The following is a 13,543-nucleotide window of genomic DNA, read 5'->3' as shown; positions in this document are numbered from 1 at the left end:
CACCTACAGGCCCTGACATACGTGCCGCCCATGCCACTGAACCAGCTCAGAGCAGTGCTGTCGATAAGTTTTCCCGAACCATAAGGTGTCACTTATAAGGGCGTCCTATCGACAGATCCGCCTTCATTGCTGAAACGGATCCTCTTCGCGCCCGGAGGCAGGCGTCCTGGTACGCGGTCCTCAAGGGACGGTGCACGTACAGTCCTTTCACGCCCGAGGTCAGGGTCTGGCGGAGTTCAGTCAGACCGCGGCCAAGCCGGACCCTCTTCGCGCCCGGGGTCAGGGTACTGGAAGGCATCCTGAGGCGTGCCCGGGTGAGGCGCGCCGGGGCCCTGAGCGTTCGGGTACGGGGACAAGGGCGGCTGGGCGCAGAGCAGGAAAACGAACTGCATAGCGATGTCGAATGGAACGGGATCCCAGGTCGTCACGTACTTAGCCGCCTTTACCTGAGCACGTCGGTCCCGGGGAGCAGCCAGCCGTCTGACCTCGGTACGGTCAATGGGACTCTCTGCCAGCATCCGCTGCACGGACAGGCCATAGGCATTCCGGAAGTGCATACGTTCCAGCATCAAACACAGCGTTTTCCCGACACTTCCAATCACATTGATCAGAATGACGACGGAAAAGAGTCCATATATTAACATTATAAAGAAGAGGGAGTACGCGTACATAATCCTTAAACACCTTATCCTCTCCTGCGTCAGCCGTGGCGCAAGACGGTCCAGCACGGCAGCACCTATAGCGTGAACACAACAATACCTAATCGCTCGAGCGCTCCGCCTCAGACTCTCTCCAGACACCCGGGTCCGGCACGCCCCAGGGACCCGTAGAACGAGCCGTTCTCCGAGGGTGGTCCTGAGACGAGCACATCCTCCCCCTGTGCCCCACCCGACCTCGAGGCGCCCAGGTTACCGACGCGCCCGGTGCGAATCGAGGACGGCGCCCCTCCCTGCCACTCGCGCGCCTGCGTACACACCGCACAGGACTCGCGGCCCGCGAGACGCGCTACCACACCAACCGGTATCCTCTCAGCCGGGAGCGGCGCCGCCTCCGACCTCGCCCTCACGAGGACGTACGGCGCACCCCTATCCCCCATGAGATTCTCCTCCTCACCGGTGACGACGCGCTGGCATCACCTTTTGCTCCCACGTGCCAGACAATAGCACACCACCTCCACCCGCACCAGCACCGCCAGGAGGACGCGCCCGCCCCCTAGTCCTGTCCGCGCTGTGCCTACGAACGATCTCAGATACCGCGAGAGAAGCATTCCGCAATTCCTTGACCCCTTACGGCGCAAGCAAACAGGACAAGATCCGAATGCAGGGAACAAGGTGCCCTCCGGCCATGCTGGCGCGAGCGAGGCCGACGCGCCGGCGGCGGGCCACCGCGCTCCGGTCCTCCAGGGCCTCCGAACGGCGCTGGCACTTGGGCCGTGACCGGTTGGCCCCCTGGGCCTCCAGTGAGGAAGTTGCACATTCTTTTTACAATCGACGATCATAGAGTGGCTGGATCACGCGGATCTTCGCGGTGGCACAGGGGCCAGGAGCAGGGATGAATGTGCAACGACGACCGCGCTGCACATTCATCCCTCTGCCAGCCCCCACCCAGGGGCACAAAACGTTGAAACTACGCCACCGACGCGCCGCCACACCCAGGATGAATGTGCAACACCACCTCACAGACGGGCACCGCCGTCCAGCTCGTGACTCGACCCTGAGGACGCGCTGTCAGGACGCTGCGTCAGGGCCTCGCCCGGCCGCCGTCCTGACCGCCCTTCCCGACCCACCAGCCCGGTGCGACCCGCCGCTACCTACCCCTGCCAGGGCGGTCCCGGCCCGGTAGTCTGACACCGCCTACCCCGCCCCCGCCCCACGGAGGATCCCCACCCCACGGAGGAGTCATGGCCAGCACGACCCAGACGGCCGCAGCCCTCATGCCGATCACCGTCGCCTACGGTGAGACCCGGATCGACCTGTCCGTACCGGGGGCCGTCCCCCTGGCCGAGCTGCTCCCCGGCCTCCTCCAGGCCCACTTCCGCCTGGACACCGCCGTCGCCTCCCAGGGCGTGACCGTCCTGACCACCTCCGGTGACCAGCTCGACCAGTCCCGCTCCCTGCCCCAGCAGGGCGTGCGCGCCGGGGCCCTGCTGACCCTGCGCCCCATTGGCACCCAGGCCCGTGACCGCCGCTACGACGACCTCGTCGAGGCCGTCGGCACCACCGTGGAGGAGACCCAGGCCCCCTGGACCCGCTCCGACTCCCTGGCCCTGTCCGCCCACGCCGCCGCGGCCCTGGTGCTCGTGGCCGCGATCCTGCTGGCCACCGGCTCCACCAACCCGGTCATGACCGCGGTCATCGGCGGCGTCGGGGCGCTCCTGGTGGCCCTGGGGGCCAGCGTCGTCGCCCGCGTGCCCGCCCTCCCCGGCGCGCTGGCGCTGGTCCACACCGCCCCCGTCCTGGCCGGCTGCGCGGCCACCGCCCTGGCCCCGGGGGACTGGACCGGCTCCACCCTCCTGGCCGCTGGCACCGGCGTCCTGCTGGCCTCGCCCTGCGTCCTGGCCTTGCCCGCCGCCCTGTGGCCCACCACGGCCGCTCCCCTGACCGTCGGGGGCGCCCTGACCGCGACCGGGACCCTGACCAGCGTGCTCGGCACCCCACCCAGCCGGGCGGGCGCCGCGGTCCTGACCCTCCTGGTGGTCCTGTCCCTGGCCGCCCCGTGGATCGCCATGGCCCAGGTGCCGGTCAGGGTCACCGGCGCGTCGACCTCCGCACCCGTGGACGCCCCGGTCCTGGCGGCCCGGGTGGCCCACTCCCACGCCCTCGTCCTGGCCCTCAAGGCCGGGTCCTGCACGGCCTGCCTGGTCCTGGCCCCGCTGCTGCTCACCGACCCCAGCGGCCTGGCCCTGCTGGTGTGCACCGGCGTCGCCCTCATGCTGGCCACCCGCTCCCTGCGCTCACGCGCCGAGGTCCTCATGGGGGTGGTCACCGGCATGCTCCTGACCCTGCTGGCGGCGGTAGTCGTGGCCCTGGGAGAGCCCAGGTGGCTGCCCGCCGTCGTAGGCGCCGTGGCCGCCGTGGCGGTCCTGCTGCTGGCCGCCAACGTGGTCTCCGAGCGCACACGCCCCTGGCTGACCCGCGCGGCCGACACTGTCAGCGTGCTCAGCCTCCTGGCCATCCCGCCCCTGGCCGCACTGATCTGGGGGGTGCTGTAATGGCGTCGAACAAGGACGTCCTGGAGGGCCAGCGCTTCAACCGCCGACGTCTGGTCACCGCCTTCGCCTCGGGCACCCCCGGCGGCCGGGAGCTGGAGTACCGTTCCTCCCTGCGCCCCCTGGCGGTGGGGGCCGTGGTCGCCGTGGTCATCCTGGTGGTCGCCGCCGTGCTCGGGCGGTTCTCCCCCACCCTGCCCGAGAACTGGCAGAACTCCACCCTTGTCATAGTAAAAGGTACAGGAGCACGTTACTACACTATTAACGGCACTCTCCGACCGGTCACCAATATTACCTCCGCCAAGCTCCTGTCCCAGTCAGGCTCCTACCAGACCAGCTCGGTGCCGGACTCGGTGATCAGCGGCATCCCGCGCGGCAGCCAGGTGGGGCTGACCGGCGTGCCCGACGACGTCCCCGCCGCCGGGAGCCTGCACTCCGACCAGTGGCTCACCTGCGCCACGTCCCAGGGCGAGCGCACGTGGGTGGCCAGTGTCCCGCAGGGCACCACCGCCCAGGACGTGGCCGTGGTCACCAACGCCGGGGACACCTACGTCATCACCAAGGGCCTGCGCCACCGCGTCAGCCCCGACGCCAGCTCCGGCGTCCTGCTCGCCCTGGGCCTGGAGTCGGCCCCGCGCACCGAGGTCACCGCCGCCTGGCTGAACGTGTTCGAGCGCGGCTCGGACCTGGCCCCCCTGGAGGTCGAGGGCTCGGGCCGGGTGGTGGGTGGTATGCCGGCGGCGCTGTCCTCCGCCGTGGTGGGCACCGTCATCGAGGTGGAGGACAACGCCTCCACCCGCCGCTACCTGGTCACCGGCGACTCCCGGATCGCGCCCCTGTCCCCCACCGCCGAGCACCTGCTGAGCCTGGGGTCGGCCAGCACGTTCGCCTCCAACCCGCTGAGCACCACCATCGCCGACATCTCCGGCCTCACCGTGGACACCGCCGGTGCCGGCCCCACCGACTGGCCGGCCACCATGGGCAGCCCGGTGCCCTCCGGATCCGTCCCCTGCGCCCAGCTGGTCCTGGGCAAGGACGGCGCCTCCACCCGCCTGGTGTCCATGGAGACCGGCGACGCGCTGCGCCCGGCCGCCGCCACCCCCACCGCGGACGGGGCCGGTGGCGGCGGGGGTGCCGGAGGTGGGGGTGCTGGCAGGGCTGGGGCTGGCGGGGCCAGTGGTGCTGGTGGTAACGGTGGGGCTGGCGGATCTGGTGGGACTGGTGGTGCTGGAGGAGCTGGCGGCAAAGAGACGTCCCTCCCCCCGGTCACCGTCCAGGGCGGCTCGGGGGCACTGGTGCGTGCCACCTCGGGAGGCAGCCTGGGCGTGGTCGTGCTCGTCTCCGACGACGGCACCTCCCACGGGCTGGGGGAGGACCCCACCGACACGCTCACCCGCCTGGGCTGGAGCGCCGCCGACGTCGTGACGGTCCCCGCCGCCTGGACCGACCTGGTCCCCGAGGGAACCGCCCTGACCGCCCAGGCGGCCTGGGACACCGTGGGGGCGCAGTGAGGCGCCCGGGTCCGCGCCGCCCGGACGACCACCTGGGACTCCTGCGCCTGGGCGCCCGTCCCTCAGACCAGCCCGGGTCCGGGCTCCTTGGCCAGCCCGAGGGCACGCCGCCTGCGACCACCCGCCCCGCTCATACGTCAGACCCGGGTCCGCGCCGCCCGGACGGCCAGAGCGCTCAGGGGTATGACACCGGTTCCGCCCCGGGTCCGCGCCGCCCGGACGACCACCTCCAGGTAGTGCCCGCGGGCCCTTGGCCCCGCACCGGGTACCGGGGGATCCGCCTCCTGGCGGCCCTGGGCGCCGGGGTACTGGTCCTGGCCAGCTCCCTCCTGGCCTCCCCGCTCCCCCCAGCCGCCGCGGACGACCCCGGACCGGACCCCGCCACCCAGCCCACGGCGTCGGACCCCGACCAGGGCACAGGACCGGGGCAGACTGTGCCGGGCCAGGCGGTGCCGGGGCAGCCCACAGGCTTGGGGCAGGGGGCGCTCCCAGGCGGGCAGGGGTCCGCGTCGGGCCAGGGCATGGTACCCGCCGCCCAGCCCACGACCCAGCCCACGGCCCAGGCCAGCGCGCCCGGCACCGAGTGCGTCCCCGGCGTCGAGCACCTGGTCAACCAGCCGCCCCCGGCTGTCGCCCAGCTGGGGTTCTCCCAGGCCTGGGGCCTGTCGCGCGGGGGCGTCGTCGTGGCCGTGGTGGACACCGGGGTGGACGCCTCCAACACTCACCTGGGTGACGCCGTCCTCGCCGGCACCGACCTGCTCGACGCCGGCGACGGGCGCACGGACTCCTCCGGGCACGGCACCGCCGTCGCCGGGCAGATCGCCGCCCGCCCGGTCCCCGGCTCAGGCGTGGTGGGCATGGCCCCCGACTCCCTCATCCTGCCGGTGCGCGTCTACCAGGACGGCTCCTCCGAGGCCGTCAGGGCCGGGCGCGGTCCCGACGCCGCCCGCACCGCCGAGGGCATCCGCTGGGCGGTGGACCACGGCGCGGTCATCGTGGTGGTCCCCCAGTCCACGCCCTCCGACGTCGAGGCGCTGCGCTCGGCGGTGGACTACGCCACGGCGGCAGGGGCCCTGGTGGTGGCCTCGGCCGGCAACGCCAACGCCCAGGAGGACACCACCGCCGTCCGCTTCCCCGCCGGGTACCCGTCCGTCCTGTCCGTGACCGCCGTGGACGCCAACGGCATGCCCTCCGACGCCGTGGTCCACGGCACGCACGTGGAGGTCGCGGCCCCCGGGGCGGGTGTCCTGACCACCTTTATGGGCAGCGGGGACTGCATGCTCGCCGGGGCGACGCCGACGACCTCCTACGCCACCGGCTACGTGGGGGCGGCCGCGGCCCTGGTGGCGGCCGCCTATCCCCAGGAGTCGCCCGCCGACTGGGAGTACCGGATCCTGGCCACCGCCCTGCGGCCCACGCCCTCGGTGCGCTCCACGACCCTGGGGTGGGGCCTCCTCGCCCCGTACGACGCCCTCAACCTTGTCAACGACGGCACCACGGTAGGGCCGCCGAACCCGCGGTTCCCGGCCCCGGTCCCACCGGCCCCCGTCCTCATGGCCCGCCCCGAGGAGGTGACCGACACCCTGGCTCCCCGCCGCCACCTGGTCCTCACGGCCCTGGGTGCCGGGGCCGCCACCCTGGTCCTGACGGTCCTGACCGTGGCCCGCCTCCGGCGCAGGCGGGTCTAATGGGGTGCCGCGGTGAGGTGCCGTCTGGGCGCGGGCTGGGCACGGGCTGGGCGCGGGCTGGGCACGCTCCGGCCCGGCGGCTTCGCGTCCCCGGGCAATGCCGGCCTGGGGGGGCAGGCCACGGACCCGCCCGGACGCGAGCGCCGAGGGCCGTACCGTCTCGCGTCCTGCCGCATTCTGAGGGCCGGAGCTGGGGCGTACCGGTCCAGGCCCGTTCTCACGAGCAATAAGTACCGTTCTCGCGACGAACAAGTACCGTTCTCGCGGGGAATAAGTACCGTTCTCGCGGAGGGAGGGGGCGGGGTGGGGCGGGTGGTGTCAGGGCACCTGGACGCACTGGCGCACTACCGGGGAGAGCCGGCCGCTGGCCGCTACCGCCTGCACCTCCACGCAGTTCTCCCCCGGCACCGCCGGGACGCGGGCCAGGTTCTTCTCGGCCCGCTCCGTCAGGTCCGTCTGACCGGGCCGGGTCGCCGTGTACACGAAGTAGCGGGCCTCGGGGTGGGCCCCCGACTGCCCCGACTGCCCCGACTGCCCCGCCGTGGCGGCCGACGACGCCTTGACCCCGTCGGTCCAGGTCCACACCACCTCGGAGCCCTCGACCTGCCCGGTCAGGCCCGTCACCGGCAGGGGCAGGACGTCCACGGCCTCCTGCGGCCCGTCCGAGTACTCCGCCGGGGTACCGGCAGGGGCCAGGTGGACCGACCTGCCGCCACCCGTCAGCATGGCCACCCCCACCCCGGCCGCCATGACCGCCATCACCACCGCCAGGACCAGGCCCCGCAGGGGCAGGCGCCGCCCCGGCTCCGGCACGCTCTGGGGACGCGGGCCCGTGGCCTGCGCCTGAGGCTCCTCGGACCAGCTGTCCTGCTGGGGGACCACCGCCTGGTCCTGGAAGTCGAAGTTGGGGGTGCGCAGGCGGGTGCGGTCGGCGTCGACCGCGGCCACCGCGTGCAGACGGGTACCCTCCCCCGCCCCGGAGGCACCCGCCCCGGGGCCACCCCCCAGCACGGCGGCCCCCGCCGCGCCGACTCCCCCACCCAGCTGCATGGGGGTGACCGGGCGGCCCATGAGCCGCTGGACCTCCTGGAGCCCCTCCCCCAGGGCCACCGCCGAGGCGGTGCGCCGCAGCGGATCCAGGTCCATCGCCTCACGCAGGACCGTCTCCAGGAGCCCGGGGGCGTCCTGGCGCCCCAGGGCGCGGATCCGCCCCGAACGCACCCGGCGGGCCACCTCCACGGGCCGGTTGTCCCCCAGGGGGTCCTCAAAGGGGCTGCGCCCGCTGAGCAGGGTCCAGGTGGTGGCCGCCAGCGCCCACACGTCCTGCGTGGGGTGGGCGTGGGCCTGGGAGTCCTGCTGCTCCGGGGGCGCCCACAGCACGGAGAAGCCGTCCACCAGGCCGCTCTCCAGGGCCCCGACCCGCGCGGCCACCCCGAAGTCCCCCAGCACCGGGCGGCCGTAGGCGTCCAGCATGAGGTTGCCGGGCTTAATGTCCCGGTGGACCAGGCCGCAGCGGTGCAGCACCTCCACGCCCCCGCAGACCTGGACCATCATGTCCAGGGCCTGGTCCACCGCCAGGGGGCGGGAGCGGACCTGGTCGCCGATGTCGGCCACCGGGCAGTACTCCATGACCAGGTAGGGGCGGGCGTCATCGGTCACGCCCACGCCGTGGAGCTCGACGACGGCCGGGTGACCGCCCACGGCGGCCAGGGCGTCGGCCTCCCGGCGCAGCTCCTCGACACCGGCCTGGTCCCCCGGGCTGCGCACGACCTTGATCGCCACGTCCCGGGAGGGCAGGAGCTGGTGGTACAGGTGGACGTCGGCGAACCCCCCGGAGCCCAGCGCCCTCACCCAGGTGTATCCGGTAATGGCGGGGGCGGTGGTCCCGGGCGCGGCAAGGTGGGTCATGGGGTGTCCTTCCGGCGGCTGCGTACCAGGGTACGCAGCACGCGACGTCGTACGTTCCGGGCGCCCCGGCCGCCTACCCGGCCCAGCAGACGCCCCAGGCCGGTAGGCCCGGTGGGGCCCAGGCCGTGGTCCTCGGGGGCGCGACGGCGGCGCCCGGAGCGGCGGGCCGCGCGGCGCAGGGCGCGGCGGACCCACAGCGAGCGCGGGGTCAGGGCCCGGCGCACCCGGGTCAGGGGGCGCGCGGTGCGGCGCAGGGTGCGGCGCAGGGCGTCGACCTCGCGCCAGGCGGCGGCCGCGTCCTGCCTGCTGGCAGCCTCCGGCCCGAAGCTGGCGGTGTCCGCCCGGCGGGCGATCGCCACCGTGACCGGGACGTCCTCCAGGTCGGCGTCCCAGGGGGGCACGGCGGCCGTCGTGGGAGGCGAGGGCGCGTCCGGGCCCAGGTCGGTGTCCCGGGGTACGGGTGCCCAGCCGGCCTGGTCGGCCCGCTCACCCTGGCTGGCCGCGCTCTCCTGAGCGCCCGTGCCCGCGCTGGCAGCCGCGCCCCCGGGGCGTGGTGCGTCCACTGGTGCTGACCCAGACCGCTGGTCAGGGGCAGCCGCGTCCCCGGGGCGTGGTGCGTCCTCGCCGAGGGGCGCGTGGCTGGCACCCGACCCACCGGGGGGCGCGCCGTCACCGTGCCTGCCCCCGCTGGCACGCTCCCCCGCGCCCGCGCCAGCGTGCTCCCCCGCGCCCGCCCCGGGGGGCGCGCCCAGGGCGTCGGCCAGCGCCCAGGCCGCCTCCTGACGGGTCTGGTGGGCGGGCACCCGCAGCCCGGCGTCGGTGGCCAGGTCCACGACCTCGTCCCAGGAGCCGGCCAGGGCGGCGGCGGGCGGCCCCTGGCGGCGGCGGCGTCGGCGCAGGGCCTTGAGCAGCACGATCCCGCCCGCGGGCCCCACCAGGAGCAGGAGGCCGCCACCCACCGCGGCCACCAGGCCCCAGGGGAGGGTGTCCCCGCCCTCCTCCTCGGGGGCCACGTCCCGATCCGAGGACGCCGGCGGCAGCTCCACCGGCTCGTCGGGCGGCTCAGGCGGCTGGAGGACCTGGGGGCGGGGCACGGAGCGGGGCCTGGTGACCTCCGTCTGGGGGGTCTGGTCGCGCGGCGGGGTGGGGTCGAAGACCTGCCAGCCGACGCCGTCGAACTCCACCTCGACCCACACGTGCACGTCGTGCCCGCGCAGGTCCACGTCCCCGCCCCTACCCTGGGGGTACAGGCCCATGACGACGCGGGCGTTGACGCCCAGGGAGTGCAGCATGAGGGCCATGAGGGCGGCGTACTGCTCGTCGTCCCCGATGAGCCGGTCCGCCTCGATCATCCGCTGGAGGCGGTCGGCGCGGTGCCCGGGCCGGGAGGCGGCGGTGTCCTGGTCGGAGTAGAAGCCGTTCTGGGACAGGTAGCGTTCAATGGCGCGGGCCCGCCCCAGGGGGGTCTGCTCGGTGCCCGTGACCTTGGAGGCCAGCAGGGCCACCCCTGCGGGCACGTGGGTGTCCCGCTGGGCGGGGGGCGGGGCGCCCACGTCCCGGAGCTGGCCGTCGGACCAGGTGGGGCCGACCTGGGCCGACAGCTCGTAGGCGCGCCGGCCCGCGGGGGCGGTGGTCAGCAGGGCCTGCGCCCAGCGGTCCAGGTGCAGGCCGTCCTGCTGCCCGGCCGCGCCGTCACCGGTGAAGGCCAGGGCGGTGGGGGCCCCGAGCGAGGGCAGCCACGGCCCGACGAGCCCGGAGGTGGACACGGTCAGCCGGGCCGCCGTGGAGCCCTGGGGCGCCCTGGTGGCGGGCATCTGGTCCCCCACGGGCACGTAGCCGTCGTCGCGGTGCGTGCCCGCCGGGCTCATGGCGAAGGTGGTCCCGTCGTAGACGTCCATGGCCCCCAGGCGCAGGCGGGCGTCGTCGGGAAGGCCGGTGACCCGCACCAGGACGTCCTCCTTGAGGTCCGTCTCGTAGTGGCGGTAGGCGGCCAGCGGCGAGGGGTACTGGCGGGTGTCCAGGGGCGGGGCCATGACGTCGCGGCCCACCACGCGCGGCCCGGTGGACCACAGCAGGGTGGTGGCGGGCAGGCACACCGCCCCCGCCAGGGCCAGGACCACCAGGGCGGCGAGCGTGCGCCGCCCGGCGTGGACGGCGGCCAGGGAGCCCCGGGTGGTGGTGGCCCTGGTGGTGGTCGTCCCCAGCTGGGTGCGGCCCACGCGCACGTCCACCCCCGAGGCGAACCGGCGCTGCTGGGCGGCCCACGCCCACCACCCCAGGACCCCCGTGTACCACAGCGCCACGGGCCAGGGGGCGGGGGTCCTCCCCGAGGGGCCGAACGCGATCCCGAGCGCGCCCAGGACCATGACCGGCACCGTGCCGAGCACCGGCCGACGCAGGCGCACGGTGACCAGGCCCGCGGCCAGGGAGCACAGCAGGGCGCTGACCCAGGGCATGACGGCGGGCCCCAGGTAGGCGCTGGCCGGGGGCGTGAGGGTCAGCAGGTCCTTCCAGGACTGGACGGTCTGGACCACCAGGAGCTGGACGGTGCGCCCGGTGGGGACCACCCCGCCCAGGGTCGTGGAGGGCAGGGCCGCGGCCCCGCCCACCAGCAGGTGGGAGGCCAGGACCACGGCGAGCGTGGACAGGGTGTCCCAGCGCCAGCGGCTCGCGGCGGCGGCGACGAGCAGGCCGGTGACCGCCCCCAGGCCCGCGGCCCGCACCCCCGCCCCCTGGCCGAAGACCGGCTCGTGCAGCAGGACGGTGGGGACCGTCAGGAGCGCCAGGATGCCCAGGTGCCACAGGGGCGCCTGGTCCGTCCGTCCCCGACGCCACCAGGGGCGGGGCCGGGCCGGGGCCCGGAAGATCCTGCCCGGGGCCGTGTCCCCGCCGCCCGTCGCGCCGCTACCGCTCACCCCGCCCGTGGCAGCGCCCGCCGCGCCGCGGGAGCCGGTGCCCCGGCCGTCCCCGGCGCCCGTGGCAGCGCCCGCCGTACGCCCGCGGGAGTCGGACGGTGGCGTCGGGCTCATGACAGCCCCCCGGAGGCCAGGACCCGGGGGAGGTCCTCCAGGCCGGGGCAGTCCACGATCCGCCCCTGCCCGGCCCGACGCCGTCGCGAGGCGGCCTGCGGGCGTATGCGCAGGATCCCGGTGACCACGTCGGGGTGGGCCAGGGTGGTCAGGCGGGCGGCCTCGTCGTCGGAGGTGGCCGGGCTGACCACGACGGTCAGGACGGAGGTCCCGGGCCGCTCGGCCAGGGCCTGGAGCACCGTGTCCACCAGGGGCTGGCCGTCCACGGTGTCGAGCTCGGCCAGGGCGTCCAGCATCCCCACGGGCGAGCCGGTGGGCACCCACCCCCCCGAGCTGCGCAGGGACACCGTCCGGGAGCGGGACAGGCCCGCCAGGGCCAGGGAGGCGGCCGCGGACAGGGCCGTCTCCAGGTCGTCCCCGGACCACGAGCCGCGACGGGTGTCCACCACCACCAGGTGGTGGGAGCGGCGCGTCTCCTCGTACTGGCGCACAATGAGGCGCCCCAGGCGGGCGGTCGTGGGCCAGTGGACGTGGCGGCGGTCGTCACCGGGCTCGTAGTCGCGCAGGGTGTGGAAGGAGACGTCGGAGGAGGACAGGCGGGCCGTGGTCACGCCCTCGGTGTCCGCCTGGAAGCCGGTGGCGTCAAAGGGCACGTGGACGGTGCGGGGGTGGACGTGGAGGGGCTCGGGACGCCCCCAGACGGTGACCCGGCGCACCAGGCCCAGGGCGTCAGCGCGCACCGCACGGGCCGGGCCGACCATAATGACCCCGCGGCGCCGGGTGACCACGGAGAAGACCTCGTTCCACTGGGACCGCGCCCCCAAGGGCGGTACCAGGAACTGCCCGGCACCGGTGCCAATGGGCAGCTCGATGACGCCCCCGCCGCTGCGCCGGGAGCGTCGGTTGGTCACCGTCATGTCACCCACCGCCGTCTGCCCGGCGACCACGCGCCGGGTGGGCAGGCTCAGGGCGATGGCGTGCGGGCTGCGTACCAGGACCTGGGCCACGGCCATGACCAGGACCGCCAGGGAGCACCAGGCGACCACCTCGGCCTCCACCCAGCCGGCGCCCCAGGCGGTCAGGGCCCCAGCCGCGCCCACGACGGCCACGGCCCAGCCGGTGGGAGTGACCGCGGCCAGGGGGGCCAGGAGCCGTCCCACGGGCACGGCCCGCAGGCCCGCGGCCACCACCGTGCGGGCCCGGCCCGTAAGCGTGCGCGGCCGCACCGTCACACACCCACGGCGGGGGCCGGGACGGTGGTCAGCGCCCGGGCGATGACGCCCTGGGCGGTGGCCCCGGAGAAGGCGGCGTCGGGGTCGACGACGACGCGGTGGACCCACACCGGGCCCGCCAGGGCCTTGACGTCGTCGGGCAGGACGAAGTTGCGTCCCTGGGCGGCGGCCCAGACCCTGGCGCAGCGCACCATGCCGATGGTGCCGCGGGTGGACACCCCCAGCAGGGAGGACTCGTCGTCCCGGGTGGCCTCGGCCAGGGCGGCCACGTAGTCCAGGACCGCCCGGTCGGTGTGGTTGCCCGCGGCCAGGGAGGCCAGGGCGGTGACCTGCTCGGCGCTGAGCAGGGGCTTGACCAGCCGGGAGCGGTCGGGGGCGGCGGCGCCGTCGAGCACCTCGATCATGGCGGTGCGTGAGGGGTAGCCCACCGAGGTCCGCATGAGGAAGCGGTCCAGCTGGGCCTCGGGCAGCGGGTAGGTGCCGGCCTGCTCGACCGGGTTCTGGGTGGCCATGACCATGAAGGGGCGCGGGGCCGGGTAGGTGGTGCCCCCCACCGTCACCTGGGACTCCTCCATGACCTCCAGGAGGGCGGACTGGGTCTTGGGGCTGGCGCGGTTGATCTCGTCGGCCAGCACGATCTGGGCGAAGACGGGGCCGGCGTGGAAGCCCCACTCCCCCGTCTTCTGGTCGTACATGCTCACCCCGGTGATGTCGCTGGGCAGCAGGTCGGGGGTGAACTGGATCCGCGAGTGCGACCCGGATATGACGGCCGCCATGGCCCGGGCCAGGGCGGTCTTGCCGGTCCCGGGGGCGTCCTCCAGCAGGAGGTGGCCGCCAGCGAGCATGGTGGTCAGGGCCAGGCGGATGGTGGGTACCTTGTCCAGCAGGGCCACGGAGACGCCGTCGACCAGCCCGGCGAAGGTCTGGGCGAAGCGGGTGGCGTCCTCGGTACTGATCGGCATAGGAG

Annotated in this window: 8 protein-coding genes; 3 read left to right on the top strand and 5 right to left on the bottom strand. The window is 74.6% G+C overall.

What is annotated here, in order from left to right; genetic code table 11:
• Positions 1 to 236 precede the first annotated feature (236 nt).
• Positions 237 to 728, bottom strand: a complete 492-nt coding sequence (locus JJJ15_RS10280) for a hypothetical protein (protein WP_200510670.1) — start codon at positions 726 to 728, stop codon at positions 237 to 239.
• A gap of 1,172 nt (positions 729 to 1,900) precedes the next feature.
• Here JJJ15_RS10280 and eccD point away from each other — a divergent pair.
• From eccD to JJJ15_RS10265, 3 genes are all read left to right on the top strand, one after another.
• Entirely contained in the window at positions 1,901 to 3,211 is a 1,311-nt protein-coding gene (eccD, locus tag JJJ15_RS10275; RefSeq protein WP_200510669.1) for a type VII secretion integral membrane protein EccD, read from the top strand.
• Complete coding sequence (gene eccB / locus JJJ15_RS10270; RefSeq protein ID WP_200510668.1) at positions 3,211 to 4,719, top strand: type VII secretion protein EccB; 1,509 nt, start codon at positions 3,211 to 3,213, stop codon at positions 4,717 to 4,719. The genes eccD and eccB overlap by 1 nt, the downstream gene beginning before the upstream one ends.
• A 236-nt stretch (positions 4,720 to 4,955) precedes the next feature.
• Positions 4,956 to 6,407: a S8 family serine peptidase gene (locus tag JJJ15_RS10265; RefSeq protein ID WP_200510667.1), complete on the top strand. Its 1,452-nt coding sequence runs from the start codon at positions 4,956 to 4,958 to the stop codon at positions 6,405 to 6,407.
• A gap of 318 nt (positions 6,408 to 6,725) precedes the next feature.
• Here the strand turns inward: JJJ15_RS10265 and JJJ15_RS10260 are convergent, their stop codons facing one another.
• The 4 genes from JJJ15_RS10260 to JJJ15_RS10245 are packed head-to-tail and all read right to left on the bottom strand — an operon-like array spanning position 6,726 to position 13,538.
• Complete coding sequence (locus tag JJJ15_RS10260) at positions 6,726 to 8,315, bottom strand: serine/threonine-protein kinase (RefSeq protein ID WP_200510666.1); 1,590 nt, start codon at positions 8,313 to 8,315, stop codon at positions 6,726 to 6,728.
• Positions 8,312 to 11,344, bottom strand: coding sequence for a transglutaminase domain-containing protein (locus JJJ15_RS10255; RefSeq protein WP_200510665.1), 3,033 nt, complete (start codon positions 11,342 to 11,344; stop codon positions 8,312 to 8,314). The genes JJJ15_RS10260 and JJJ15_RS10255 overlap by 4 nt, the downstream gene beginning before the upstream one ends.
• Complete coding sequence (locus JJJ15_RS13545) at positions 11,341 to 12,576, bottom strand: DUF58 domain-containing protein (protein ID WP_200510664.1); 1,236 nt, start codon at positions 12,574 to 12,576, stop codon at positions 11,341 to 11,343. The genes JJJ15_RS10255 and JJJ15_RS13545 overlap by 4 nt, the downstream gene beginning before the upstream one ends.
• The gene (locus tag JJJ15_RS10245; RefSeq protein ID WP_200510663.1) at positions 12,573 to 13,538 is read right to left on the bottom strand and encodes a MoxR family ATPase; all 966 of its coding nucleotides are present in this window, start codon (positions 13,536 to 13,538) and stop codon (positions 12,573 to 12,575) included. The genes JJJ15_RS13545 and JJJ15_RS10245 overlap by 4 nt, the downstream gene beginning before the upstream one ends.
• Positions 13,539 to 13,543: the final 5 nt, after the last annotated feature.

The organism is Actinomyces sp. HMT897, from assembly GCF_016626125.1.
In the GTDB taxonomy this organism is placed as follows: domain Bacteria; phylum Actinomycetota; class Actinomycetes; order Actinomycetales; family Actinomycetaceae; genus Actinomyces.
The sequence above is the reverse complement of the archived record's forward strand: the minus strand, read 5'-3'. Positions and strand labels throughout refer to the sequence as shown.

What these genes read in the sequence shown, in the direction of transcription:
- eccD (WP_200510669.1), top strand. Translation starts at nt 1,901, where the DNA reads ATGGCCAGCACGACCCAGACGGCCGCAGCCCTCATGCCGATCACCGTC.
- eccB (WP_200510668.1), top strand. Translation starts at nt 3,211, where the DNA reads ATGGCGTCGAACAAGGACGTCCTGGAGGGCCAGCGCTTCAACCGCCGA.
- JJJ15_RS10260 (WP_200510666.1), bottom strand. Translation starts at nt 8,315, where the DNA reads ATGACCCACCTTGCCGCGCCCGGGACCACCGCCCCCGCCATTACCGGA.
- JJJ15_RS10255 (WP_200510665.1), bottom strand. Translation starts at nt 11,344, where the DNA reads ATGAGCCCGACGCCACCGTCCGACTCCCGCGGGCGTACGGCGGGCGCT.
- JJJ15_RS10245 (WP_200510663.1), bottom strand. Translation starts at nt 13,538, where the DNA reads ATGCCGATCAGTACCGAGGACGCCACCCGCTTCGCCCAGACCTTCGCC.